General features: G+C 43.4%; 15 protein-coding genes, 3 tRNA genes, 4 rRNA genes, 1 other RNA gene, 1 pseudogene and 1 other annotated feature. Of the genes and pseudogenes, 5 read left to right on the top strand and 19 right to left on the bottom strand.

Going from position 1 to position 23401, the window contains the following annotated elements:
* Nucleotides 1-96 precede the first annotated feature (96 nt).
* The 11 genes from MKX65_RS00175 to tadA all read right to left on the bottom strand — a co-directional run bounded on the left by MKX65_RS00175 (nt 97) and on the right by tadA (nt 9546).
* Nucleotides 97-3054, bottom strand: a 23S ribosomal RNA gene (locus MKX65_RS00175).
* A 112-nt stretch (nt 3055-3166) separates the two neighbouring features.
* A tRNA-Ala gene (locus MKX65_RS00170) sits at nt 3167-3242 on the bottom strand.
* 12 nt (nt 3243-3254) lie between these two features.
* Nucleotides 3255-3331: transfer RNA gene (locus MKX65_RS00165), tRNA-Ile, on the bottom strand.
* Between the two features lie 122 nt (nt 3332-3453).
* Nucleotides 3454-5005, bottom strand: a 16S ribosomal RNA gene (locus tag MKX65_RS00160).
* The 16S and 23S rRNA genes sit together here with 2 tRNA genes alongside, the layout of an rRNA operon.
* Nucleotides 5006-5306: 301 nt before the next feature.
* Complete coding sequence (locus MKX65_RS00155; protein WP_340901719.1) at nt 5307-5570, bottom strand: pro-sigmaK processing inhibitor BofA family protein; 264 nt, start codon at nt 5568-5570, stop codon at nt 5307-5309.
* A 72-nt stretch (nt 5571-5642) separates the two neighbouring features.
* Nucleotides 5643-5861, bottom strand: coding sequence for a YaaL family protein (locus MKX65_RS00150; RefSeq protein WP_340901717.1), 219 nt, complete (start codon nt 5859-5861; stop codon nt 5643-5645).
* A 14-nt stretch (nt 5862-5875) separates the two neighbouring features.
* A complete protein-coding gene (gene recR, locus MKX65_RS00145) occupies nt 5876-6472 on the bottom strand; it encodes a recombination mediator RecR (protein WP_340901715.1) in 597 nt (198 codons plus the stop codon).
* Nucleotides 6473-6486: 14 nt separating this feature from the next.
* Nucleotides 6487-6807, bottom strand: coding sequence for a YbaB/EbfC family nucleoid-associated protein (locus MKX65_RS00140; RefSeq protein WP_066060132.1), 321 nt, complete (start codon nt 6805-6807; stop codon nt 6487-6489).
* Between the two features lie 21 nt (nt 6808-6828).
* Nucleotides 6829-8541, bottom strand: coding sequence for a DNA polymerase III subunit gamma/tau (gene dnaX, locus MKX65_RS00135; protein WP_340901712.1), 1713 nt, complete (start codon nt 8539-8541; stop codon nt 6829-6831).
* Nucleotides 8542-8687: 146 nt separating this feature from the next.
* An RNA gene (gene ffs / locus MKX65_RS00130) (signal recognition particle sRNA large type) lies at nt 8688-8952 on the bottom strand.
* 93 nt (nt 8953-9045) lie between these two features.
* Entirely contained in the window at nt 9046-9546 is a 501-nt protein-coding gene (gene tadA, locus MKX65_RS00125; protein ID WP_160549653.1) for a tRNA adenosine(34) deaminase TadA, read from the bottom strand.
* Between the two features lie 105 nt (nt 9547-9651).
* Between tadA and MKX65_RS00120 the strand changes: the two genes are divergently transcribed.
* The 4 genes and pseudogenes from MKX65_RS00120 (at nt 9652) to MKX65_RS00105 (ending at nt 12387) form a co-directional block, all read left to right on the top strand.
* A complete protein-coding gene (locus MKX65_RS00120; RefSeq protein ID WP_340901710.1) occupies nt 9652-10191 on the top strand; it encodes an isochorismatase family cysteine hydrolase in 540 nt (179 codons plus the stop codon).
* A gap of 200 nt (nt 10192-10391) precedes the next feature.
* A pseudogene (locus tag MKX65_RS00115) lies at nt 10392-10895 on the top strand (glycosyl hydrolase family 18 protein); the annotation flags it as partial.
* Between the two features lie 186 nt (nt 10896-11081).
* Nucleotides 11082-11735 carry a deoxynucleoside kinase gene (locus MKX65_RS00110; protein WP_160549646.1) on the top strand — a complete coding sequence of 218 codons (654 nt, stop codon included), beginning with the start codon at nt 11082-11084 and terminating at the stop codon, nt 11733-11735.
* The gene (locus MKX65_RS00105) at nt 11719-12387 is read left to right on the top strand and encodes a deoxynucleoside kinase (RefSeq protein WP_340901707.1); all 669 of its coding nucleotides are present in this window, start codon (nt 11719-11721) and stop codon (nt 12385-12387) included. Before MKX65_RS00110 ends, MKX65_RS00105 begins: the two co-directional genes overlap by 17 nt.
* Before the next feature lie 115 nt (nt 12388-12502).
* Here the strand turns inward: MKX65_RS00105 and MKX65_RS00100 are convergent.
* The 6 genes from MKX65_RS00100 to guaB all read right to left on the bottom strand — a co-directional run bounded on the left by MKX65_RS00100 (nt 12503) and on the right by guaB (nt 18942).
* Nucleotides 12503-12595: transfer RNA gene (locus MKX65_RS00100), tRNA-Ser, on the bottom strand.
* Nucleotides 12596-12708: 113 nt separating this feature from the next.
* Nucleotides 12709-13983 carry a serine--tRNA ligase gene (gene serS / locus MKX65_RS00095; protein WP_340901706.1) on the bottom strand — a complete coding sequence of 425 codons (1275 nt, stop codon included), beginning with the start codon at nt 13981-13983 and terminating at the stop codon, nt 12709-12711.
* Between the two features lie 50 nt (nt 13984-14033).
* Nucleotides 14034-14254, bottom strand: a binding site (T-box leader).
* 52 nt (nt 14255-14306) lie between these two features.
* Nucleotides 14307-14891 (bottom strand): pyridoxal 5'-phosphate synthase glutaminase subunit PdxT, encoded by a 585-nt coding sequence (gene pdxT / locus MKX65_RS00090; protein ID WP_340906117.1) that lies wholly within the window; start codon nt 14889-14891, stop codon nt 14307-14309.
* 10 nt (nt 14892-14901) lie between these two features.
* Nucleotides 14902-15783 carry a pyridoxal 5'-phosphate synthase lyase subunit PdxS gene (gene pdxS / locus MKX65_RS00085; protein ID WP_160549648.1) on the bottom strand — a complete coding sequence of 294 codons (882 nt, stop codon included), beginning with the start codon at nt 15781-15783 and terminating at the stop codon, nt 14902-14904.
* 190 nt (nt 15784-15973) lie between these two features.
* Nucleotides 15974-17302 (bottom strand): serine hydrolase, encoded by a 1329-nt coding sequence (locus tag MKX65_RS00080; protein WP_377057363.1) that lies wholly within the window; start codon nt 17300-17302, stop codon nt 15974-15976.
* Nucleotides 17303-17475: 173 nt separating this feature from the next.
* Nucleotides 17476-18942: an IMP dehydrogenase gene (guaB, locus tag MKX65_RS00075; RefSeq protein WP_340901703.1), complete on the bottom strand. Its 1467-nt coding sequence runs from the start codon at nt 18940-18942 to the stop codon at nt 17476-17478.
* Nucleotides 18943-19053: 111 nt separating this feature from the next.
* On the opposite strand from guaB, the gene MKX65_RS00070 reads away from it, so the two are divergent.
* On the top strand, nt 19054-20010 hold the full coding sequence (locus MKX65_RS00070) for a YaaC family protein (RefSeq protein ID WP_340901701.1): 957 nt from the start codon (nt 19054-19056) through the stop codon (nt 20008-20010).
* 123 nt (nt 20011-20133) lie between these two features.
* Here MKX65_RS00070 and rrf read toward each other — a convergent pair.
* Together rrf and MKX65_RS00060 are read right to left on the bottom strand one after the other, a co-directional pair.
* Nucleotides 20134-20249: ribosomal RNA gene (gene rrf, locus MKX65_RS00065) — 5S ribosomal RNA — on the bottom strand.
* Between the two features lie 78 nt (nt 20250-20327).
* Nucleotides 20328-23266 (bottom strand): 23S ribosomal RNA (locus tag MKX65_RS00060).
* Nucleotides 23267-23401 lie beyond the last annotated feature (135 nt).

Raw genomic sequence — 23401 nt, 5'->3', positions numbered from 1 at the left:
CGCTCGAGGTCATAAGCCAAATCCCTCCAGAAGGCAGGCCTTCTTGCGTGATTCGTCTTATGCTTGTCGCGTCTGTTCAAGGCGCTTCCGCTTTTCTTGGTTAAGTCCTCGATCGATTAGTATCAGTCAGCTCCACACGTCGCCGCGCTTCCACCTCTGACCTATCAACCTGATCATCTTTCAGGGATCTTACTAGCTTGCGCTATGGGAAATCTCATCTTGAGGGGGGCTTCATGCTTAGATGCTTTCAGCACTTATCCCTTCCGCACATAGCTACCCAGCGATGCCTTTGGCAAGACAACTGGTACACCAGCGGTGCGTCCATCCCGGTCCTCTCGTACTAAGGACAGCTCCTCTCAAATTTCCTACGCCCACGACGGATAGGGACCGAACTGTCTCACGACGTTCTGAACCCAGCTCGCGTACCGCTTTAATGGGCGAACAGCCCAACCCTTGGGACCGACTACAGCCCCAGGATGCGATGAGCCGACATCGAGGTGCCAAACCTCCCCGTCGATGTGGACTCTTGGGGGAGATAAGCCTGTTATCCCCGGGGTAGCTTTTATCCGTTGAGCGATGGCCCTTCCATGCGGAACCACCGGATCACTAAGCCCGACTTTCGTCCCTGCTCGACTTGTAGGTCTCGCAGTCAAGCTCCCTTGTGCCTTTACACTCTACGAATGATTTCCAACCATTCTGAGGGAACCTTTGGGCGCCTCCGTTACTTTTTAGGAGGCGACCGCCCCAGTCAAACTGCCCACCTGACACTGTCTCCCACCCCGATTTAGGGGTGAGGGTTAGAATTTCAATACAGCCAGAGTAGTATCCCACCGACGCCTCCACCGAAGCTAGCGCTCCGGCTTCTCAGGCTCCTACCTATCCTGTACAAGCTGTACCAAAATTCAATATCAGGCTACAGTAAAGCTCCACGGGGTCTTTCCGTCCTGTCGCGGGTAACCTGCATCTTCACAGGTACTATAATTTCACCGAGTCTCTCGTTGAGACAGTGCCCAGATCGTTACGCCTTTCGTGCGGGTCGGAACTTACCCGACAAGGAATTTCGCTACCTTAGGACCGTTATAGTTACGGCCGCCGTTTACTGGGGCTTCGATTCAGAGCTTCGCTTTTAAGGCTAACCCCTCCTCTTAACCTTCCAGCACCGGGCAGGCGTCAGCCCCTATACTTCGCCTTGCGGCTTCGCAGAGACCTGTGTTTTTGCTAAACAGTCGCCTGGGCCTATTCACTGCGGCTCTTCTGGGCTATTCACCCTGAAGAGCACCCCTTCTCCCGAAGTTACGGGGTCATTTTGCCGAGTTCCTTAACGAGAGTTCTCTCGCTCACCTTAGGATTCTCTCCTCGCCTACCTGTGTCGGTTTGCGGTACGGGCACCTGTTACCTCGCTAGAGGCTTTTCTTGGCAGTGTGGAATCAGGAACTTCGGTACTATATTTCCCTCGCCATCACAGCTCAGCCTTTTGATCACGGGATTTGCCTCGTGATCAGCCTAACTGCTTGGACGCGCATATCCAACAGCGCGCTTACCCTATCCTCCTGCGTCCCCCCATCACTCAAACGGTAATTTGGTGGTACAGGAATATCAACCTGTTGTCCATCGCCTACGCCTTTCGGCCTCGGCTTAGGTCCCGACTAACCCTGAGCGGACGAGCCTTCCTCAGGAAACCTTAGGCATTCGGTGGATGGGATTCTCACCCATCTTTCGCTACTCATACCGGCATTCTCACTTCTAAGCGCTCCACCAGTCCTTCCGGTCTAGCTTCAACGCCCTTAGAACGCTCTCCTACCACTGACATCAAAGATGTCAATCCACAGCTTCGGTGATACGTTTAGCCCCGTTACATTTTCGGCGCGGAGTCACTCGACCAGTGAGCTATTACGCACTCTTTAAATGGTGGCTGCTTCTAAGCCAACATCCTGGTTGTCTAAGCAACTCCACATCCTTTGCCACTTAACGTATACTTTGGGACCTTAGCTGGTGGTCTGGGCTGTTTCCCTTTCGACTACGGATCTTATCACTCGCAGTCTGACTCCCATGGATAAGTCTTTGGCATTCGGAGTTTGTCTGAATTCGGTAACCCGATGAGGGCCCCTAGTCCAAACAGTGCTCTACCTCCAAGACTCTTACTACATGAGGCTAGCCCTAAAGCTATTTCGGAGAGAACCAGCTATCTCCAAGTTCGATTGGAATTTCTCCGCTACCCACACCTCATCCCCGCACTTTTCAACGTGCGTGGGTTCGGGCCTCCATCCAGTGTTACCTGGACTTCACCCTGGACATGGGTAGATCACCTGGTTTCGGGTCTACGACCACATACTAAAGCGCCCTATTCAGACTCGCTTTCGCTACGGCTCCGTCTTATCAACTTAACCTCGCATGTAATCGTAACTCGCCGGTTCATTCTACAAAAGGCACGCTATCACCCGGTATTTATCCAAAGGAAAAATACACAGGGCTCTAACTACTTGTAGGCACACGGTTTCAGGATCTCTTTCACTCCCCTTCCGGGGTGCTTTTCACCTTTCCCTCACGGTACTGGTTCACTATCGGTCACTAGGTAGTATTTAGCCTTGGGAGATGGTCCTCCCTGCTTCCGACGGAATTTCACGTGTTCCGCCGTACTCAGGATCCACTCAAGAGGGAACGAAGTTTCAACTACAGGGTTGTTACCTTCTATGACTGACCTTTCCAGATCGATTCGTCTACTTCATTCCTTTGTAACTCCGTATAGAGTGTCCTACAACCCCAAGAGGCAAGCCTCTTGGTTTGGGCTAATCCCGTTTCGCTCGCCGCTACTCAGGGAATCGCGTTTGCTTTCTATTCCTCCGGGTACTTAGATGTTTCAGTTCCCCGGGTCTGCCTTCAATACCCTATGTATTCAGGTAAAGATTCTATCCCATTACGGATAGAGGGTTTCCCCATTCGGAAATCTCCGGATCAAAGCTTACTTACAGCTCCCCGAAGCATATCGGTGTTAGTACCGTCCTTCATCGGCTCCTAGTGCCAAGGCATCCACCGTGCGCCCTTTCTAACTTAACCTACGGTTAAAAAGAATTTCTCTAATAAATTAGAGAGAAAACTAAAATGGCGATTACTCGGTATTTCTTGGTTTTCTTCATATATCATTATCTAGTTTTCAAAGAACAATTTTTGGTGGAGCCTAGCGGGATCGAACCGCTGACCTCCTGCGTGCAAGGCAGGCGCTCTCCCAGCTGAGCTAAGGCCCCGTTGAATTTGTATGGTGGGCCTAAATGGACTCGAACCATCGACCTCACGCTTATCAGGCGTGCGCTCTAACCAGCTGAGCTATAGGCCCATACAACAGAAAAAAAGAACTTGCTATTTTATATATGAGAGTTTGCTCTCTCAAAACTAAACAAATCATATCATCAACGTTGTTAGCTTTGACCGAAGGTCATAAGCCTCAATTTTCCTTAGAAAGGAGGTGATCCAGCCGCACCTTCCGATACGGCTACCTTGTTACGACTTCACCCCAATCATCTGTCCCACCTTAGGCGGCTGGCTCTCTTGCGAGTTACCCCACCGACTTCGGGTGTTACAAACTCTCGTGGTGTGACGGGCGGTGTGTACAAGGCCCGGGAACGTATTCACCGCGGCATGCTGATCCGCGATTACTAGCGATTCCAGCTTCATGTAGGCGAGTTGCAGCCTACAATCCGAACTGAGAGTGGTTTTATGGGATTGGCTCGACCTCGCGGTTTTGCTGCCCTTTGTACCACCCATTGTAGCACGTGTGTAGCCCAGGTCATAAGGGGCATGATGATTTGACGTCATCCCCACCTTCCTCCGGTTTGTCACCGGCAGTCACCTTAGAGTGCCCAACTAAATGCTGGCAACTAAGATCAAGGGTTGCGCTCGTTGCGGGACTTAACCCAACATCTCACGACACGAGCTGACGACAACCATGCACCACCTGTCACTCTGTCCCCCGAAGGGGAACGTCCTATCTCTAGGGTTGTCAGAGGATGTCAAGACCTGGTAAGGTTCTTCGCGTTGCTTCGAATTAAACCACATGCTCCACCGCTTGTGCGGGCCCCCGTCAATTCCTTTGAGTTTCAGCCTTGCGGCCGTACTCCCCAGGCGGAGTGCTTAATGCGTTTGCTGCAGCACTAAAGGGCGGAAACCCTCTAACACTTAGCACTCATCGTTTACGGCGTGGACTACCAGGGTATCTAATCCTGTTTGCTCCCCACGCTTTCGCGCCTCAGTGTCAGTTACAGGCCAAAGAGTCGCCTTCGCCACTGGTGTTCCTCCACATCTCTACGCATTTCACCGCTACACGTGGAATTCCACTCTTCTCTCCTGCACTCAAGTCTCCCAGTTTCCAATGACCCTCCCCGGTTGAGCCGGGGGCTTTCACATCAGACTTAAGAGACCACCTGCGCGCGCTTTACGCCCAATAATTCCGGACAACGCTTGCCACCTACGTATTACCGCGGCTGCTGGCACGTAGTTAGCCGTGGCTTTCTGGTTAGGTACCGTCAAGGTACCGGCAGTTACTCCGGTACTTGTTCTTCCCTAACAACAGAGTTTTACGATCCGAAAACCTTCATCACTCACGCGGCGTTGCTCCGTCAGACTTTCGTCCATTGCGGAAGATTCCCTACTGCTGCCTCCCGTAGGAGTCTGGGCCGTGTCTCAGTCCCAGTGTGGCCGATCACCCTCTCAGGTCGGCTACGCATCGTCGCCTTGGTGAGCCGTTACCTCACCAACTAGCTAATGCGCCGCGGGCCCATCTATGAGTGATAGCCGAAACCATCTTTCAGCTTTTCTACATGTGTAGAAAAGAATTATCCGGTATTAGCCCCGGTTTCCCGGAGTTATCCCAGTCTCATAGGCAGGTTGCCCACGTGTTACTCACCCGTCCGCCGCTAACCTTTGGGAGCAAGCTCCCAAAGGTCCGCTCGACTTGCATGTATTAGGCACGCCGCCAGCGTTCGTCCTGAGCCAGGATCAAACTCTCCAATAAAGAGTAAGATTAGCTCTTAAAGTTAAAACGTTGGCTAGTGTATTTTTCAACACTAATCATTTTTGTTGACGTATGATTTGTTTAGTTTTCAAAGAACAATCATTGTCGCTCGTAGGCGACTTAATTAGAATATCAGTTCCACTTCATAATGTCAATAACTTTTTTAAGTTATTTTTTCATTACCTCGTGGCGACTTAAACTATATTATCACCATTCAATTATCAGGTCAACAATAAAAATACATTTTTTTATTTTATTATCAAAAAAATAAACCACCGCTAAAGTGATTTATTTTTTCGGCTTATAAAATCCATAGTTGAACGGCCACTAAAGCTGCCAAACCAGGTAGACCTAAAAAGCCTGATATAGCAGAAGTCATTAGATTGATAGGCACATGTATATTAAACTGATTCCCAAACGCATTAAGGAAGAATAGAAATAATGCTCCTATCAATATTTTGATTAAGCCTTGTCCTACTGTACGAATTGGTTTCAACGGTGTGCCCATCATAAGTAATAAAACAATTAGTCCACCCAAAATAGAAATAACAATTACCGGCTCCACAGTTTGATCCTCCTCTTATCACTTGTAGTTACAATATATGTACAAGCTAATAGAAAAAGAACGTGATGTTATTTACCGGTCAATCTTAATATTTCTATGCTTAGCTTCTTTAAAGAGGAAAAAGTATTTAGCTTCAGCAACCTTAGTCTGACAAATAATATCTTCTGAGGGGTCGAAGCTTTTGTTTAACAACGCCTTCTGATTATTCCAGCTTGTTTTAAGCTGCTCCATTTGAGAGATAAGTTGATCATTAAATTCTTTCCTTAACCAACCCTTACGTCGAAAAAACATATTCATTCCCCACTTTATACTTCTCTTCTTCCTTCCAGTGCTTTTGATAGCGTGACTTCATCTGCATATTCCAAATCCCCACCTACTGGTAGACCATGTGCAATACGAGTGATCTTGATACCTGTTGGCTTAAGTAAGCGTGAAATATACATAGCGGTTGCTTCACCCTCAATATTTGGGTTTGTAGCTAGTATGATTTCTTGAACTTCTTCATCTTGTAGCCTTTTTAATAAATCAGGAATATTAATATCTTCTGGTCCAATACCATCCATTGGTGATATCGCTCCATGAAGTACGTGATATAGCCCACTGTATTCTTTCATTTTTTCCATAGCTATTACATCTTTTGGATCTTGCACAACACAAATGATTCTTCGATCTCGTCTTTGGTCCTCACAAATATAGCAAGGATCTTGATCGGTTATATGTCCACAAACCGAACAATAACTTAAATTCCTTTTCGCATTAACAAGTGCCTTTGCAAAATCAAGGACTGTGTCTTCCTTCATATTTAGCACAAAAAACGCCAGTCGAGCAGCCGTTTTCGGACCGATCCCTGGCAGTTTCATAAAGCTATCTATAAGCTTTGAAATTGGTTCAGGATAATGCACTTTTTAACCCCCTATTAGAACATTCCAGGAAGGTTCATTCCTTTAGTGAATTGTCCCATCGTATTGTTGGTTAGTTCTTCCGCCTTCTTAAGGGCATCGTTTGTAGCAGCAAGTACTAAATCTTGAAGCATATCAATATCTTCTGGATCTACTACTTCTTCTTTAATATTTACTTCAAGAACTTCCTTATGTCCGGAAACAATGACTGTTACCATTCCTCCACCAGCAGTTCCTTCAATTCTCTTTTCTCCTAGCTCCTCTTGAGCTTGAGCCATTTTCTTTTGCATCTTTTGCATTTGTTTCATCATATTTTGCATATTACCCATTCCACGCATCTTTTTCATCCTCCATGTCATTTATTCTTTAATTTCAACTAGTTCGCTTCCAAAAAGTTTGATAGCTTCTGAAACAACTGGGTCTTCTTCATTATCTTTTGCTGCATCCCCTTGATCAGATTCTCCATCACGGTTTGTTTTAATAAATCCAGCACGGATCGTCTGCCATTGTTCCTCAGGGACTCCGACAACGGATAAACGGCGACCTATTAATTCTTGCGTTAAATCGGATAAGACCACTAAGAATCGATCGTTATCCATCGCCATTTGACAATGAATCTCATATTTAAAACTAATCACCAATGCGGTTGTTGAAGCTGCTACTGGTTCTGCCTCGTTTAGTAATGCCGCTTGTGATCTCATTTGATTATATACAAGTTTTCCTAACAATTCTCCCCATTTGCTTTTTACAAGCGTTAAATCAGGTTTTGTGGCACTCTTCAGGATCTCATTTATTTTCCCTGTAGGGGCCTGAAACCCTCTTCGTGAGGTACGAGCTGGTTTTGCTTGACTAGCTGTATTAGCAACTTGATCATTCGTTACTGCAATACCATTTTCCCTAAGATCTGATAGTTGTTCCTCAAGGCTAGATATTTTACTCAACAAAGAATCAATCTCAATAGAACTAGTTTGTTTACCATTATCTCTAACATTCATTTGGCAAAGTTTCACTACTGCTACTTCTAAAAATATGCGAGGATGGTTTGTCCAGCGCATCTCTTGTTGAGATTTATTTAACGTCTCTATAATTTGATAAATATCTTCTTGGTTAACAGCTTCGGCTATTTGTTTAAAATCTTCATCAAGTAATACTCGTTCGAATGATTCTTCTAAATTTGGCGCGGCCTTAAAGAGAAGCATATCGCGGTAATAAAGGATAAAATCCTCAATAAATCTTGAAGGATCCTTACCTAAAAATAATAACTCCTCTAACGCTTCCAATGCTTTTGCTGCATCTCTTTCTTTTATAGCTGTTGCTAACTGGTTTAACAACCCTTGAGAAACAGAACCTGTAACGGTTAATGCATCTTCAACTGTTACCTCATCACGGCTAAACGAAATGGCCTGATCAAGTAAACTAAGTGCATCACGCATTCCACCTTCTGCTGCTCTCGCAACGACTTGTAGCGCTTTTTCCTCATAGCGAACACCTGTTTCATCCACGATTGTTTTCATCCGATTTACAATCGATTGAGCAGATATCCTCTTAAAATCAAACCGCTGACATCTTGAGATAATGGTCAGAGGAATTTTATGAGGCTCTGTTGTAGCTAGTATAAAGATGACATGTCTTGGCGGTTCCTCCAGAGTCTTAAGTAAGGCATTAAAAGCTCCGATAGAAAGCATATGGACTTCATCAACGATATAGACCTTATACTTCACAGAACTTGGTGCAAATTTCACTTTGTCCCTTATATCCCTTATCTCCTCGACCCCATTGTTAGAAGCCGCATCTATTTCAATGACATCTGGAATCGATCCATCCGTAATACCTAAGCAAGCAGGACACACGTTACATGGTTCGTTTGCGGGCGAATTTTCACAGTTAACCGCTTTTGCAAAAATCTTTGCTGCACTTGTTTTCCCCGTTCCTCTTGGTCCAGAAAATAAATATGCATGTGAGATTTTCTGCTGAAGCAGGGCGTTTTGCAAAGTCTTTGTTACATGTTCTTGTCCAACAACATCAATAAATGTTTGAGGACGCCAAACACGATATAGAGCTTGGTAAGCCACAGACAAGCCCCCTCCTATATATGGTCCTTATTATTATAACGTAAAGAAAATCCTTTTTACAAAGGCTGTTTAAGAAATCTTCAACTAGATATGCAAAAAACTCACCTCTTTATAGAAGAGATGAGTTTGCTATTAGTATTTAACTGCCGTGCACCTTCCGTCGACTGGCGCCCATAAGCGTTACTTAAGTAGTTAGCTCGGCCCAGGCAACCCCGCGGCACATGGGAGCGTCCACTTAATGCTGCTTCCTTCCGGACCTGACATGGTTCATGGATTCCCATTGCGCAGGACCCGGGCGTCAACACCACTTGCTTAAGGCAGACCCTACAGGCAACCAGCCTCGGGAAGGGATTCAGTCTCGCTAGAGCGGATTGCGAGTACAGGGCACCGCTACCTCCCCACCTAGCACGGCAAAATTGAAACCTAATTTAAAGTGCGTCACTGACGACGCATAATTTAGTATACTTTCTTTCCTGTTAAAAATCAACGTTTTACAACTGTAAATTACTGTAAGTTGATTTTCGCGTCATTTCTTTTCTTTTTTTCTTCTTTCTTCTTTAGTCGGATGCTTCGAAAGAAATTACTTAATAGTTCACCACATTCCTTTTCGAGCACACCAGAGCACACATCACTTTGATGATTAAATCTTTCGTCAGATAATAAGTTCATAAATGTTCCGGCACACCCACCTTTTGGGTCACTTGCTCCAAATACAACCTTTTCTACTCGTGACATAATGATCGCTCCAGCACACATCGGACATGGCTCCAACGTTACATATAGAGTTGCGCCTTCAAGCCTCCATGTCCCCATTTCCTCACAAGCCTTTTCTATAGCAAGCAATTCTGCATGAGCAACCGCACTCTGTTTAGTTTCTCTCAGATTATGAGCTCTTGCCACAATTTGATCATTGATGACGATCACGGCTCCTATAGGTACTTCCTGCAGCTCTTCTGCCTTTTTCGCTTCCTTTATTGCTTCCAACATATATGTTTCATCATTCATTTTCACATATAAATCCTTTCAATTCATTTTATTCATCATCTCCAAATGTATAGAAAAATACAACCTTCGCACGCTAATGAAGAAAAAAGGAAGTGATGATCGTTTATGGACACACCCGAAAATACTTGCCAAACCGCTCTTTTAATTATTGATATGATAAATAACTTTGACTTCAGCAATGGTGAAGTGCTAGCAAAAAAAACATTACCAATTGCGAAAAATATCCAAAAACTAAAGGAACAGTTTACAAAAGAAAAACGGCCCATCATTTATATAAATGACCATTATAATCTCTGGCAAGCAGATGTTACACGTATCATCAATTATTGTGAAAACTCCTTAAGTAAAGAAATTATTCATATCATCCAACCGAACCAGGACGATCTTTTTCTAATAAAACCAAAGCATTCCGCTTTTTTTGGTACCGCACTAAATACCCTACTATACCAACTGAATGTACGTAATCTGGTCATTACAGGAATTGCCGGGAACATATGTGTACTTTTTACTGCAAATGATGCATATATGAGGGAATATTCCATACATGTTCCACACAATGCAATTGCTTCTGCTGATGACCAAGACAATGAGTACTCATTAAAAATGATTAAAAATGTTTTAAAAGGCAAGATTGATCCTCTATAAGAATTATGTAACTTGAATAACTCTTTTCCTTCATAAGATGGTGATAGCGTTCAATCTATCACGATTTGGAGTGTACACCATTATTCTTATGGTTTGCTCGATTCATCTAGAAGGGAAAAACATGCAAATTCATGTCGTGCAGCCAAACCAATCGCTTTATGGAATTGCTCAAGCCTATTCCACAACGGTAAATGATTTAATGGTATGAGGCTCATGATTATCGAGCGCATGGGGAAATTGTTGACTTTGTTGTTATTATGACCTATGAGTGGGGTTATAGCGGTGGTCCAGCTATGGCTGTGTCCCCTATTGGTCCTGTAAGAAAGGTCATTGAATATGCGTTAACAGAAATGCCTGCTTCAAAAATCATGATGGGTCAGAACTTATATGGTTATGATTGGACGCTTCCATTTGTCCAAGGAACGGTAGCAAAAGCTGTAAGTCCTCAGCAAGCGATCCAACTTGCTGCAACGAATAATGTTGCCATTCAGTATGATACTACGGCTCAAGCACCCTTTTTTAAATACAGGGACAAAGAAGGTAAGCAACATGAAGTTTGGTTCGAAGACGCCCGTTCGATTCAAGCAAAATTCGACTTGATTAAAGAGTTAAACCTTCGTGGAATGAGCTACTGGAAGCTCGGACTCGCTTTTCCACAAAACTGGTTACTCATTGTAGAAAACTTTAACGTTGTAAAAAGATAAGAGTAACGATAGCAGCTATTAGGGCTGCTATTTTTTTACTAAAATTTTCAATATGGGAAACAAGAAATAATTCCATATTCCTATTAGACCTATATGTGATAAAACGGTCTTTGTCTCATAAAAATATTTATTTTAATATAGACGGAAATACCACCTTAGGTAGTGGTGTTGTAAGGAGGACAAGCCATGGGGGAAACGCCTTTTATCACGGTAGAGGGGCCAATTGGTGTGGGCAAAACATCATTAGCCAAGGTGATTTCTGATCACTTCCAATTTGCATTACTTCGAGAGATCGTTGATGAAAACCCATTTTTAGGGAAGTTTTATGAAAACATTGAAGAGTGGAGCTTTCAAACCGAGATGTTTTTCTTATGTAACCGATACAAGCAACTCGGTGATATACAGAAGTTATATCTTACCAAAAACGAGCCGGTCGTAGCCGATTATCATATATTTAAGAATCTCATTTTTGCTCAGCGTACACTTAGTACGGAAGAGTATGATAAGTATTTTAATATTTACCAAATATTAACTAGAGATATGCCAAAACCAAACGTCATTATCTATTTACATGCTAGTTTGGACACCCTTTTATCGCGGATAAAAATGCGCGGTCGGGAAATTGAGAAGAATATAAGCCCTCTTTATCTTGAGCAATTATCAATCGATTATGATCATGCAATAAGTGAATTTGAAAAATTGCATCCTGAAATCCCTGTTTTACGTTTTAATGGAGACGAGCTAGACTTTATAAAAAATAAGAGTGACCTAGACAAGATTATCAACCAGTTAACCACATCGTTAGAAAAAGGAGTATGTAATCATGAACCTTCGAACTAAATACGGAATACCTGCTAACTCTGTTATTACGATTGCAGGGACAGTAGGAGTTGGGAAGTCTACGATGACGAACGCTCTTGCTAATGCACTTGATTTTCGTACTTCCTTTGAAAAAGTAGATACGAATCCTTATTTAGATAAATTTTATGCGGACTTTACTAGATGGAGCTTTCACTTGCAAGTATACTTCCTTGCCGAGCGATTTAAAGAGCAAAAGCGTATCTTCGAGTATGGCGGTGGATTTATTCAAGACCGTTCGATTTATGAAGATACGGGTATTTTTGCAAAAATGCATTTTGAAAAAGGTACGATGTCTAAGGTAGATTATGAGACATATACAAGTCTTTTCGAAGCCATGGTCATGACACCGTATTTCCCTCATCCAGATCTACTTATTTATCTAGAGGGATCCATTGATGACATTATCGGTCGAATTAAAGAGCGTGGACGCCCAATGGAACAGCAAACACCAATTAATTACTGGAATGAAATGCATCAACGTTATGAAGATTGGATTAACTCATTCTCGGCATGTCCCGTGTTACGAATTAATATTAATGAATATGACATCAGGGATGACGAGTCCTCCATTGAACCAGTGATCGAACGTATTGCCAATCATATAAAACAATCACAATTACTAAAAAGATAATCGCTGAGTTTTTCAGCGATTTTTTTATTATAATTTTTAAACGCAAAAAAACCGCTGTGATATCACAAGCGGTTTTCAATCTCCATTTTATGCGCAATGGTTCATTTCAATTAGATGGAGGAGGTAGAGGGATTCGAACCCCCGCGCGGTTTGACCCGCCTGTCGGTTTTCAAGACCGATCCCTTCAGCCGGACTTGGGTATACCTCCGTATCTCATCGACAAGTTATAATATAGCATGTACAAAAAATGAAGTCAACTATTATTCAAAAAATATCAAGCGGATGTTGATGTTCCACCCGCTTAATTTACAACCGTTAGTCTTATTTTATCACTTCACGGTTCCCCATATACGGACGTAACACTTCTGGAATGACCACACTGCCATCCGCTTGCTGGAAGTTTTCTAGGATCGCCGCCACCGTACGACCAATTGCTAGACCTGAACCGTTCAGTGTATGCACAGCCTCTGGTTTTCCTTTCGCTTCACGTCTAAAACGAATATTAGCTCGACGTGCTTGGAAGCTCTCAAAGTTACTACAAGAAGAAATCTCACGATACGTTTCATAACTCGGAATCCAAACTTCAATATCGTATTTCTTCGCTGCCGTAAAGCCAAGATCTCCCGTACACATGCTTAATACACGATATGGAAGTCCCAAAAGCTGTAATACCTTTTCCGCATGACCTGTTAATTTTTCAAGCTCTTCGTAAGAATCCTCTGGCTTAACAAACTTTACAAGCTCCACTTTGTTAAACTGATGTTGGCGAATCAAACCTCTTGTATCTCTACCTGCAGATCCTGCCTCAGAACGGAAACATGCGCTAAAGGCTGCATAGTTAATAGGTAAATCCTCACCACTTAAAATTTCATCACGATGTAAATTCGTTACGGGAACTTCTGCTGTTGGAATTAAGAAAAAATCCTCGCTTTCAATTCGGAAGGCATCTTCTTCAAATTTCGGAAGCTGTCCAGTTCCAGTCATACTTGCACGGTTTACAATGTACGGAGGTAGAACCTCTTCATAACCATGCTCTTCTGTATGCAAATCAAGCATAAAATTAAACAAGGCACGCTCTAATTTAGCACCTAGACCCTTATAAAAAACGAAACGGCTTCCCGTCACTTTGCCCGCTCGTTCAAAGTCAACGATTCCAAGACCATCTGCTACATCCCAATGCGGCTTTGGTTCAAATTCAAAGCTAGGAATCTCTCCCCATTTACGAATCTCAACGTTATCATCCTCTGTTTCACCAACAGGAACACTTTCATGCGGGATATTCGGAATGCTAAGTAGAAGCTTTTCCAATGTTTCCTCCACGTCTCGTAAATGATCATCTAACCCTTTAATTTTATCTCCTACTTCTTTCATCTCAGCAATTAATTGATCTGCATCCTTCTTTTCTCTCTTAAGTACTGCCACTTGTTGAGAAACTTCGTTACGCTTACTTTTCAACTGCTCTACTTCTAAAATTAACTCTCTACGAGTACGATCCAACTCTTCAAATTTACCTAGATCTGTTAAATCCTCTCCACGATGCTGAAGCTTTGCCTTCACTTCTTCAAAATTAGCACGCAAAAATTTTAAATCTAACATATTGCTTCCTCCTTTATCATTTTCAGCAAACAAAAAACTCCCGTCCCTATAAAAGGGACGAGAGTTACCCGCGTTGCCACCCTAGTTGAAGGTATCATTCACCTTCCACCTTAAATAAATAACGGTTTTTAACCGGAAGTATTTACTCACAATCTAAGCTTTCCATACTTCACTCAAGGATGGATTCACAAGCACCATTTACCGATTTCCACCAACCATCGGCTCTCTTTAAAATAGCTCTCCTGCTACTAGTTCCTCTCAATGCATTACAATTATTTATTTTTATAGTACTTTACTACAATTATTTCCAAGATGCAACCGGATTATATTTTTTTTTTCGCTTCTTTTACCATATTGATAAAATACTGCGTGATACGGTGATCTTCCGTTAATTCTGGATGAAAGGAGCAACCAAGGAATTGTCCTTCTCTAGCAAAAACAATGCGATTTTCATGCTTCGCGAGGATTTCAACATTCTCACCTGCAGCAACAATATGTGGGGCACGAATAAAGACGGCTGGATAGTTTTCACCAACACCAGCAATATCTAAATCTGCTTCAAAGCTTTCACGTTGGCGTCCAAATGAGTTTCGCTCTACTTTTACATCCATCGCACCAATATGAGGTTGATCGTAACCAACAAGCTCCTTCGCCATTAAGATAAGTCCTGCACAAGTTCCGAACATTGGTTTTCCTGACTGCGCAAACTCCTTAAGGCTCCCCATAAAATCGTACTTATCGATTAAGCGGCGCATCGTTGTACTTTCTCCACCAGGCATAATCAACCCATCTACTTCTTCTAGCTGCTCTTTTGTTTTAATTACAACAGCTTCTGCCCCACTCTCTTCAATGGAGCGTATATGCTCACGTACAGCCCCCTGAAGGCCTAGTACTCCTACTTTAACCATTTTGTTCACCTTACCATCCACGGTCTTGCATACGAGCTTCTGGAGCTAAAGAAGAGATTTCAATCCCCTTCATTGGCGTTCCAAGCTCCTTTGAAAGCTCAGCAATTAGTTTGTAGTCTTGGTAATGTGTTGTTGCTTCTACAATCGCACGAGCAAACTTAGCTGGGTTATCTGATTTAAAGATTCCAGATCCTACGAATACTCCATCAGCACCTAGCTCCATCATTAAAGCAGCATCTGCAGGCGTTGCAACCCCACCAGCTGCGAAGTTAACAACCGGTAAACGTCCTAACTCCTTAATTTGAAGAAGTAGCTCAAATGGCGCTCCTAGAAGCTTAGCTTCTGTCATAAGCTCGTCCACATTCATTCCGACCACTTTACGTACTTGAGCATTTACTTGACGAATGTGACGAACAGCCTCTACGATATTCCCAGTTCCTGGTTCACCTTTTGTACGAAGCATAGAAGCTCCTTCACCAATACGACGAGCAGCTTCCCCAAGGTCACGACATCCACATACAAAAGGAACGGTAAAGTCACTCTTGTACAGATGATATTCCTCGTCAGCTGGTGTTAATACTTCACTTTCATCAATGTAGTCAACACCCATTGCTTCTAAAATACGAGCCTCTACAATATGACCAATACGTGCTTTAGCCATGACAGGAATAGAAACAGCATTCATTACTTCTTCCATAATGCGTGGATCTGCCATACGAGCTACTCCACCAGCCGCACGAATATCTGAAGGCACTCTTTCAAGCGCCATAACTGCAACCGCACCTGCTTCTTCAGCAATTTTTGCTTGCTCTGCGTTAACAACGTCCATAATGACGCCGCCTTTTTGCATTTCTGCCATACCACGTTTAACTCGATCTGTACCTGTTTTCATACTTGATCCCCTTTCATTATTACCATCTACATTAGATGGGTAAATTATGTCTCCATATGTAGCTACTAAAAAAAGGAAAGCATAACGAATTCAATCGAAATTAATCTTTTTCCCTATTCGTAAATAAACAATAAAAAGAGCTTCCTGTCAAGACAGGAAGCTCTTATTTACGAGGAAATAATCTCTTTATTTAAAATATTCCTTTAACAGCTGAAGAGGCACTGTCCCATAGGTTTCCAAAAAAGCCCCCAACTCCACGCATCATTAAAACAAACCAGTTGGCTTTTTCTACATCCTCTGTAGCGATCACATCAACCGTAATTTGCTTTTGGCCAGATTCAGTTAGGAACCCTAACCCTTCACCCTCGATAGGCTCAATCGTGAGTGTTCCTACCTTATCACCTTTTTTTACTGGAGCTGTTAGCTCTCCGTCTTCATTCAACTTATCTTCATCCAATTTTAAGACCGTTTTGTATTGGTCCTTTTCTCCATTTTTAACAACCATGGAGATGCTTTCCTTTGACTCAATAGATACCTCGTCTTCTTTCCCTTTTGTTACGGGTAACGTTTTTTGTCCCTTAACTTGATATCCTTCTTTAACTATTTCTTCTTCCGTAAAGTTACCGAACGCATAATCTAATATTTTTCTCATTTCTGTAAAACGTTCGTCCTTTGTTGCAGCTTTCATCACAACTGCAATCACACGTTGTCCATCTTTCTCAGCGGTTGCGGTAAACCCAGCACCAGCAAAGTCAGTTGAGCCGGTCTTTAATCCATCTACCCCTGTATATTCAAAAATAAGACCTGGGAGCATCCAGTTAAAGTTCTTATATGTTCGACCATCTCTGAATTGAAGTTCAGGCATTTTAGCTGTTTCAATGACCTCAGGATAATCATTAATTAAATGGTAAGCAAGCTTAGCTGTTGCTCTAGCTGACATCACATTTTCTTCATCAGCCCCACCAGCTGGGTGATTCCCTAACAAACTGCTGTTATTAAGTCCGCTCGAATTGACAAACTTATAATCCTCTAATTGTAGTTCTTCAGCCTTTTTATTCATAAGTGTGATGAAATTTGTTTCAGATCCCGCCATTAATTCTGCTAAAGCAACCGTGGCAGCATTCCCAGAATGAATGGCCATTGCTTGATAAAGCTCTTCAACCGTATAATCTTCTCCTTCAGTTAACCCAACATTGGATAGACCAGGCGCTGCTGATAGTTCATGAACATACGCGTTAATTTTTACTTTTTGATCCCATTTAATCTTACCTTCAGCAATGGCTTCAAGTAGCAGGTATTCGGTCATCATTTTCGACATAGATGCCACACCTAGGACAACATCTATATTTTTTGCATAAAGAATCTTCCCAGTCTCTGCATCAAGTAGAATGGCTGCTTCCGCCGTAATTCCAAGTGGATCCTCTTCTGCCTTTACGGGTGATACACTTGTTGCAAACGATAATGTGAATGCTATTGTCAAGGTCATTACCCAGATTGAAATGTTTTTTAAACGATACAATGAACTTACCTCCATCTTTGTCAATTACTCTATGAAAATCATTTCGACATGATTCTATATTTTTTGCACCTTGTACAGTTTACCATATAAATTACAAAAAAAATAGACAGAGAAAGGTCACTCTGTCTTGTAAAAATACTTGTAATCTCTTCGTTCTAAAGTCTCAGGAAATCTTAAGAAAGTGAGTAGTTAGGTGCTTCTTTCGTGATTTGAACATCATGTGGATGACTTTCACGAAGACCTGCTCCTGTCATTCGAATGAACTTTGAGTTTTCTCTGAGTTCTTGTAAATTCTTTGTTCCACAATACCCCATTCCAGAACGTAATCCACCAACCAATTGGTAAATCGTATCTGTTAATGGTCCCTTGTATGGAAGGCGTCCTTCTATACCCTCTGGAACAAACTTCTTATTGTCTTCTTGGAAATAACGGTCCTTTGACCCCTTTTCCATTGCTGCTACTGAACCCATACCACGGTAGACTTTGAAACGTCTGCCTTGGAAGATTTCTGTTTCTCCTGGGCTTTCTGTCACACCAGCTAATAAGCTTCCAAGCATAACAGCATGTCCACCAGCTGCTAAAGCTTTTACAATATCTCCAGAGTATTTAATTCCTCCATCAGCGATAACTGCTTTTCCATGCTTTCTAGCTTCTGTTGCACAATCGTATACTGCTGTGATTTGCGGTACACCTACACCTGCAACTACTCTTGTTGTACAGATAGATCCTGGTCCAATACCCACTTTCACGATATCTGCCCCAGCTTCGATTAGCTCTCTTGTTGCTTCTGCTGTCGCTACATTCCCTGCAATGATGGCTATTTCCGGGAATGTCTCTCTAATAGATCTGACCATGTCAATAACGCCTTTAGAGTGACCATGAGCAGTATCTATAACCAGCACATCTACTTGAGCTCTTACTAGCATCTCAGCGCGTTTCATTGTATCTGTTGTTACACCTACTGCTGCACCAACCAATAAACGACCTTGCTCATCTTTTGCCGAATTAGGGAATTCGATTACTTTCTCAATATCTTTAATCGTAATTAATCCTTTAAGTACTCCTTCACTATCAACCAGTGGAAGTTTCTCGATTTTATACTTTTGTAAAATGCTTTCAGCTTCTTCTAAAGTTGTTCCCACAGGAGCTGTAACTAAGTTTTCTTTTGTCATTACATCCGAAATTTTTATCGAGTAGTCTTGGATGAAGCGTAGATCACGATTTGTTAAGATCCCAACTAACTTTTGCTCCTCATCGTTATTTACGATTGGAACACCAGAAATTCGGTATTTCCCCATAAGATGCTCGGCATCAAACACTTGTTGATCAGGAGTCAAAAAGAAAGGATCCGTAATAACTCCACTTTCTGAACGTTTAACCTTGTCCACCTGGTCGGCTTGCTGTTCAATAGACATGTTTTTATGGATAATACCAATTCCACCTTGTCTCGCCATAGCAATCGCCATCTCTGCTTCTGTTACTGTGTCCATACTTGCGCTAATCATTGGAATGTTTAGCTTGATTTTTTCTGTTAAGTGAACTTGTAAACTCACATCTCTAGGAAGTACTTCTGATTTTGCAGGCACTAACAATACATCGTCGAAGGTTAAACCCTCTTTAACAAACTTATTTTCCCACATAAATATTGCCCCCCTACTCGAAAATATTATTAGTAGGTTATCAATTGGTTAAAATACTGTCAAGAACTGTTCAATATGTTTGATTTTTCAATTAATTTGGAGGTTACGAATTTGATTTTCCCTTATGCCAATTTGCACTCATTTTCACTCTTTTTTTCAGCCGATTCGACACAGCATTATTTAAAAAAGTGTTATCAATCTTTAGAGCTTTCAGATGCCGAACAAAAAAGTTATGAAAACTGCTACCCCTTTATTTATTATCTTGAACACGGTCAGGTATATTATGAACAGGCAAGGAACTCACCACTCATCATCCAGCCTATTCTGATCTTCTATGGTCTCGTTCACTTATTGAAAGCATGTATTTTAACTGTAGACCCAAATTATCCTGAAACGACCTCTGTACTTGCTCATGGAGTTTCAACTAGGAAGAGAAAAAAGCAGCAATATCATTTTTTTCAGGATGAAGTGAAGTTTCAGAAGACAGGATTGTTTCCTCATATTGGAGAAAGATTGTTTCACATGAAACAATTGGAAGGGGAAAAAACGACAATGAATGATCTCTTAATGCAAATTCCAGAGCTTACTAGTCTTTTTGAAGAGCTCGTAGGAAAGAGAACTTTCTTACCGGTTGAGAATAAAGGAACAGACATTCACATCCCTGAGTCCGCTCTTGATACCTTTCATATGACTAGTGATCGATTTACAGAGTTTTTCCAAACAAAAACGAATGGCGATTTCTTATGTAGTAATCATTTGAATGACAACCTTTGTTTTCACTTAGCTGGAAAAAAGTTATCATCCTTTTCTATATTAAAATATAATCTGGTAGACAATCATTTCTCCCTTTCTTTGACAAAAGGAGATTTACTTCAATACAATGAATTACTTATTCATTATTTACTGCTATATAACCTAAGTATGATTGCCCGCTACGAAACGGAGTGGTGGAGTGAGTTAGTAAAGACCATGCCAAATAAGGACTTCCCTTTCATTCAATCATTCTTACAAGTCAGCTTAGACAAAGGCCCCTTTCTTGTTTATCAATATTTAATGATGAAGAAATAATAAGAAAAGCGAAGGACACTAGGCGTTAGGGGCGCTGGAGCTAGACAATTCTCTAAGTAGAAAATCTTATACTATCTTATCTTTATATAACAAAAAAGCACCCACTCAGGTGCTTTTTTCTTTGCCTAGCGACGTCCTACTCTCACAGAGGGAAACCCTCAACTACCATCGGCGCTGAAAAGCTTAACTTCCGTGTTCGGTATGGGAACGGGTGTGACCTTTTCGCTATCGCCACTAGACTTGTATTCAGTTGAAGAAAATCATTCCTTCAAAACTAGATAATGAATGAAGAAGAAAGAAATACGTTTCATCTATATTTGGTTAAGTCCTCGATCGATTAGTATCAGTCAGCTCCACACGTCGCCGCGCTTCCACCTCTGACCTATCAACCTGATCATCTTTCAGGGATCTTACTAGCTTGCGCTATGGGAAATCTCATCTTGAGGGGGGCTTCATGCTTAGATGCTTTCAGCACTTATCCCTTCCGCACATAGCTACCCAGCGATGCCTTTGGCAAGACAACTGGTACACCAGCGGTGCGTCCATCCCGGTCCTCTCGTACTAAGGACAGCTCCTCTCAAATTTCCTACGCCCACGACGGATAGGGACCGAACTGTCTCACGACGTTCTGAACCCAGCTCGCGTACCGCTTTAATGGGCGAACAGCCCAACCCTTGGGACCGACTACAGCCCCAGGATGCGATGAGCCGACATCGAGGTGCCAAACCTCCCCGTCGATGTGGACTCTTGGGGGAGATAAGCCTGTTATCCCCGGGGTAGCTTTTATCCGTTGAGCGATGGCCCTTCCATGCGGAACCACCGGATCACTAAGCCCGACTTTCGTCCCTGCTCGACTTGTAGGTCTCGCAGTCAAGCTCCCTTGTGCCTTTACACTCTACGAATGATTTCCAACCATTCTGAGGGAACCTTTGGGCGCCTCCGTTACTTTTTAGGAGGCGACCGCCCCAGTCAAACTGCCCACCTGACACTGTCTCCCACCCCGATTTAGGGGTGAGGGTTAGAATTTCAATACAGCCAGAGTAGTATCCCACCGACGCCTCCACCGAAGCTAGCGCTCCGGCTTCTCAGGCTCCTACCTATCCTGTACAAGCTGTACCAAAATTCAATATCAGGCTACAGTAAAGCTCCACGGGGTCTTTCCGTCCTGTCGCGGGTAACCTGCATCTTCACAGGTACTATAATTTCACCGAGTCTCTCGTTGAGACAGTGCCCAGATCGTTACGCCTTTCGTGCGGGTCGGAACTTACCCGACAAGGAATTTCGCTACCTTAGGACCGTTATAGTTACGGCCGCCGTTTACTGGGGCTTCGATTCAGAGCTTCGCTTTTAAGGCTAACCCCTCCTCTTAACCTTCCAGCACCGGGCAGGCGTCAGCCCCTATACTTCGCCTTGCGGCTTCGCAGAGACCTGTGTTTTTGCTAAACAGTCGCCTGGGCCTATTCACTGCGGCTCTTCTGGGCTATTCACCCTGAAGAGCACCCCTTCTCCCGAAGTTACGGGGTCATTTTGCCGAGTTCCTTAACGAGAGTTCTCTCGCTCACCTTAGGATTCTCTCCTCGCCTACCTGTGTCGGTTTGCGGTACGGGCACCTGTTACCTCGCTAGAGGCTTTTCTTGGCAGTGTGGAATCAGGAACTTCGGTACTATATTTCCCTCGCCATCACAGCTCAGCCTTTTGATCACGGGATTTGCCTCGTGATCAGCCTAACTGCTTGGACGCGCATATCCAACAGCGCGCTTACCCTATCCTCCTGCGTCCCCCCATCACTCAAACGGTAATTTGGTGGTACAGGAATATCAACCTGTTGTCCATCGCCTACGCCTTTCGGCCTCGGCTTAGGTCCCGACTAACCCTGAGCGGACGAGCCTTCCTCAGGAAACCTTAGGCATTCGGTGGATGGGATTCTCACCCATCTTTCGCTACTCATACCGGCATTCTCACTTCTAAGCGCTCCACCAGTCCTTCCGGTCTAGCTTCAACGCCCTTAGAACGCTCTCCTACCACTGACATCGTGTGACGCCAATCCACAGCTTCGGTGATACGTTTAGCCCCGTTACATTTTCGGCGCGGAGTCACTCGACCAGTGAGCTATTACGCACTCTTTAAATGGTGGCTGCTTCTAAGCCAACATCCTGGTTGTCTAAGCAACTCCACATCCTTTGCCACTTAACGTATACTTTGGGACCTTAGCTGGTGGTCTGGGCTGTTTCCCTTTCGACTACGGATCTTATCACTCGCAGTCTGACTCCCATGGATAAGTCTTTGGCATTCGGAGTTTGTCTGAATTCGGTAACCCGATGAGGGCCCCTAGTCCAAACAGTGCTCTACCTCCAAGACTCTTACTACATGAGGCTAGCCCTAAAGCTATTTCGGAGAGAACCAGCTATCTCCAAGTTCGATTGGAATTTCTCCGCTACCCACACCTCATCCCCGCACTTTTCAACGTGCGTGGGTTCGGGCCTCCATCCAGTGTTACCTGGACTTCACCCTGGACATGGGTAGATCACCTGGTTTCGGGTCTACGACCACATACTAAATTCGCCCTATTCAGACTCGCTTTCGCTACGGCTCCGTCTTATCAACTTAACCTCGCATGTAATCGTAACTCGCCGGTTCATTCTACAAAAGGCACGCTATCACTCGTTAACGAGCTCTAACTACTTGTAGGCACACGGTTTCAGGATCTCTTTCACTCCCCTTCCGGGGTGCTTTTCACCTTTCCCTCACGGTACTGGTTCACTATCGGTCACTAGGTAGTATTTAGCCTTGGGAGATGGTCCTCCCTGCTTCCGACGGAATTTCACGTGTTCCGCCGTACTCAGGATCCACTCAAGAGGGAACGAAGTTTCAACTACAGGGTTGTTACCTTCTATGACTGACCTTTCCAGATCGATTCGTCTACTTCATTCCTTTGTAACTCCGTATAGAGTGTCCTACAACCCCAAGAGGCAAGCCTCTTGGTTTGGGCTAATCCCGTTTCGCTCGCCGCTACTCAGGGAATCGCGTTTGCTTTCTATTCCTCCGGGTACTTAGATGTTTCAGTTCCCCGGGTCTGCCTTCATTACCCTATGTATTCAGGTAAAGATTCTATCCCATTACGGATAGAGGGTTTCCCCATTCGGAAATCTCCGGATCAAAGCTTACTTACAGCTCCCCGAAGCATATCGGTGTTAGTACCGTCCTTCATCGGCTCCTAGTGCCAAGGCATTCACCGTGCGCCCTTTCTAACTTAACCTATGGTTAAAAAGAATTTCTCTAATAAATTAGAGAGAAAACTAAAATGGCGATTACTCGGTATTTCTTTGTCCAGTTTCGGCTTCTAACTTCTCGGCCGTTTCGATCCGTCTAGTCAAATCCAAAAGCAGGATTT

This window comes from Robertmurraya sp. FSL R5-0851, from assembly GCF_038002965.1.
Classification (GTDB): Bacteria; Bacillota; Bacilli; order Bacillales; family Cytobacillaceae; genus Robertmurraya_A; species Robertmurraya_A beringensis.
Note: the sequence above shows the minus strand (reverse complement) of the source record. Positions and strands in the feature narration are given on the sequence as shown.